The sequence below is a fragment of the Rhodoferax sp. genome (assembly GCF_018063565.1).
In the GTDB taxonomy this organism is placed as follows: domain Bacteria; phylum Pseudomonadota; class Gammaproteobacteria; order Burkholderiales; family Burkholderiaceae_C; genus Rhodoferax.
The window spans coordinates 1-3,225 of sequence record NZ_JAGPBB010000176.1 but is presented as its reverse complement, the minus strand read 5'-3'; the positions used below and the strand labels follow the sequence as shown (position 1 = coordinate 3,225).

The window sequence follows — 3,225 nt, the reverse complement described above, 5'->3', positions numbered from 1 at the left end:
CCGAAGGTGCCATGAAGGGTGTGCTGGGTTACACCGACGAAAAGGTGGTGGCCACCGATTTCCGTGGCGAAACCCGCACCAGCGTGTTTGATGCCGACGCCAGCATTGCGCTGGACGGCACCTTTGTGAAGCTGGTCGCCTGGTACGACAACGAGTGGGGCTATTCCAACAAGTGCCTGGAAATGGTGCGCGTTGTCGCCAAATAACCTTCGACTGCGCATCTTGACGAGCCCATGCCCATTGGCGTGGGCTTTTTCGTTTGTGGGGTCAACCATGCGGCATCGGCTATGCTTTGCACCCACCCCAATCCGACCTGTCGCACCATGAGCCTGCTGTTCTCGCCCCTGCACTTGCCATCACCCCGAGGCGGTGTGACACTGCCCAACCGCATCGTGGTGGCACCGATGTGCCAGTATCAGGCGCAACAGGGTTGTGCCAATGACTGGCATTTGATGCATTGGGGCCAGCTGCTCAACAGTGGCGCGGCGATGGTGACCATCGAGGCGACGGCCGTGTTACCCGAGGGGCGTATCACCCCGCATTGCCTGGGACTGTGGGACGACGCAACGGAAGCGGCACTGACCGACCAGCTACGACGCGCTCGGGCGCTGGCACCGGCCACGGCGGTGTGTCTGCAACTGGCCCATGCCGGGCGCAAGGGTTCCAGCGCGGTCCCCTGGCAAGGTGGCCGTTTGCTGTCAGCGGCCGAGGGTGGCTGGCTCACTGTGGGGCCATCCGCACTCCCGCACTTGCCCAATGAAACGCCGCCCAGGTCACTGGAATTGCCCGATCTGGCGCATATCCGCGACGCCTTTGCAAGCGCGGCGCGGCGCGCCCGGCGCATGGGCGTGGACGCCATTGAGCTGCATGGTGCCCACGGCTACCTGCTGCATCAGTTTTTGTCGCCATTGGCCAACCAGCGCCACGATGCCTATGGTGGCACGCTGGAGAACCGCATGCGTTTTGTGCTCGAGGTGTTTACCGCGGTGCGCGCCGAGTTTGACGGTGTGCTGGGTGTGCGTCTGTCGGCCTCGGACTGGGTCGAGGGCGCCTGGGATCTGGCGCAGAGTGAGGTGTTGTGCCAGCGCCTCAAGTCTCACGGTTGCGACTTCATCCATGTCTCTTCCGGCGGTGTTTCACCGCTGCAAAAAATTGCGCTTGGTGCGGGCTATCAGGTGCCATTTGCGCGTGCGATTCGTGCCAGCAGTGGCATGGTGACCACGGCGGTAGGCTTGATCACCGAGCCGCAGCAGGCGCAAGCGATCTTGCAAGCGGGCGATGCTGACCTGATCGCGCTGGCGCGTGCCGTGTTGTACCAGCCGCGCTGGGGCTGGCAAGCGGCCGCCGAACTGGGGGGTACGGTGGCGGCCAGCCCGCCTTATTGGCGCTGCCTGCCACGCCAGGCACAAGCGGCTTTTGGAAACGTTTCGACGGCGCAGCGTTAGGCGACGTCGCGAACCATGCAAGGCCTGCACCTCACTGCCGATCTGCACCAGTGCGTGTGCGACGTGCGCTGGCTGGTAGATGCTGCCCTGTTGGGCGCGCGCTGTGCTGAGGCAGTGTCAAGACATGGCCTCCAGTCGGTGGCCCAGTTGTTTCATACCTTTCCCGACACTGCGCACGGCCCGGGCGGCGTCACGGCGACGGTGTTGCTGGCTGAGTCACACCTGTGCGTGCACACATGGCCTGAACAACGCGCTGTCACCTTGGATGTGTATGTTTGTAATTTTGATAGCGATCAAACATTGAAGGCAAAGGGCTTGATGGCAGAATTGATAAAAATCTTCCAACCCGGCCGGGCGGAAACTCATCAGCTTGAGCGTGGGGCTATCTCTCCCCGATTTCAATTCGGAGACAATCAAGCGCACTCTGCCCTGTTCAATCGTCCGCTGGATACTACTGATCCATTGAGGAAATCCCATGAGCCTGAGTCTTGACTTCACCCGCAAACCGGTCATCCTGGTGGTCGACGATACGCCAGACAACCTGTCGCTGATGGCCGGTCTGCTGAAAGACCTTTACAAGGTGAAAGTGGCCAACCATGGCGAGAAGGCCCTCAGCATCGTACGCGGCGACAGCCCGCCCGACCTGATTTTGCTCGACATCATGATGCCTGGCCTGTCAGGCTACGAGGTCTGCAAAATCCTCAAGGATGACCCTGCCACGCGCTACATTCCGGTCATCTTCCTGACCGCCATGATTGGCACCGAAGACGAAAAAAAGGGCCTGGAGCTCGGCGCGGCAGACTTCATCACCAAACCGGTCAACCCACCGATTGTGCTGGCCCGGGTGGCGACTCAATTACAAAACAAGGCAGCGGCCGACTTCTTGAAGGATCAGAACGCTTACCTTGACGCTGAAGTGACCCGCCGTGGTCGCGAACTGGCGGCCATCCAGGATGTGACCATTCTGGCCATGGCCTCGTTGGCCGAAACACGCGACAACGACACTGGCAACCACATCCGGCGTACCCAGCACTACCTGAAGATCCTTGCCGAACATCTGAAGGATCATCCACGCTTCAGGCTGTTTCTTGATGAACGCACGATTGACCTGCTTTTTAAGTCGGCCCCTTTGCATGACATTGGCAAGGTAGGTATCCCCGACCGCATTTTGCTCAAGCCCGGGCGGTTCGAACCGCATGAAATGGAGATCATGAAAACCCACTGTGCCCTGGGGCGTGACGCTATCCAGCATGCCGAGGACCAGCTAGGTCTGGAGGTGGAATTTTTGAAGTACGCCAAGGAAATCGCCTATGGTCATCAGGAAAAATGGGACGGCAGTGGCTACCCGCAAGGGCTGGCGGGCGATGCCATACCGATTTCGGCGCGCCTGATGGCGGTGGCTGACGTTTATGACGCGCTGATCAGCCGCCGGGTCTACAAAGAAGGCATGCCGCATGCCAAGGCCGTGGGCATCATTGTTGAGGGCAGGGGCAACCACTTTGACCCGGACATTGTTGATGCGTTTGTGCGACTGGCGGAGCAATTTCACGCGGTGGCACAGCGGTACGCTGACTCTGACGACGAACTGGCGCACAAAGCGGCTACGCTCAAGGTGATCACTGGTTAGGGTCAATCACGTCAGCCAGTTCGTCCGTTTTGCCCTGGGTAAAAGAAAGCTCTACCCGCAACCTCAAACATGCAGCTTCGCTGGGTCAAACACCATGAACGACATCAGTACGTCTCCCACAGATTCCAACGCAGCTGATTTGCAACGCAGTAA

Annotated in this window: 3 protein-coding genes and 1 pseudogene; all 4 read left to right on the top strand. The window is 59.9% G+C overall.

All coding sequences use genetic code 11. The annotated features are described in order from the left end of the window. Positions 1 to 206: pseudogene (locus KBF66_RS19255) on the top strand (type I glyceraldehyde-3-phosphate dehydrogenase); the annotation flags it as partial. 117 nt (positions 207 to 323) lie between these two features. Next, on the top strand, positions 324 to 1,445 hold the full coding sequence (locus KBF66_RS19250; RefSeq protein ID WP_296661335.1) for an NADH:flavin oxidoreductase/NADH oxidase: 1,122 nt from the start codon (positions 324 to 326) through the stop codon (positions 1,443 to 1,445). Positions 1,446 to 1,460: 15 nt separating this feature from the next. Continuing rightward, positions 1,461 to 1,937 carry an S-adenosylmethionine decarboxylase gene (locus tag KBF66_RS19245; RefSeq protein ID WP_296661334.1) on the top strand — a complete coding sequence of 159 codons (477 nt, stop codon included), beginning with the start codon at positions 1,461 to 1,463 and terminating at the stop codon, positions 1,935 to 1,937. Next, positions 1,921 to 3,072, top strand: a complete 1,152-nt coding sequence (locus KBF66_RS19240; protein WP_296661332.1) for a two-component system response regulator — start codon at positions 1,921 to 1,923, stop codon at positions 3,070 to 3,072. The genes KBF66_RS19245 and KBF66_RS19240 overlap by 17 nt, the downstream gene beginning before the upstream one ends. Positions 3,073 to 3,225: the final 153 nt, after the last annotated feature.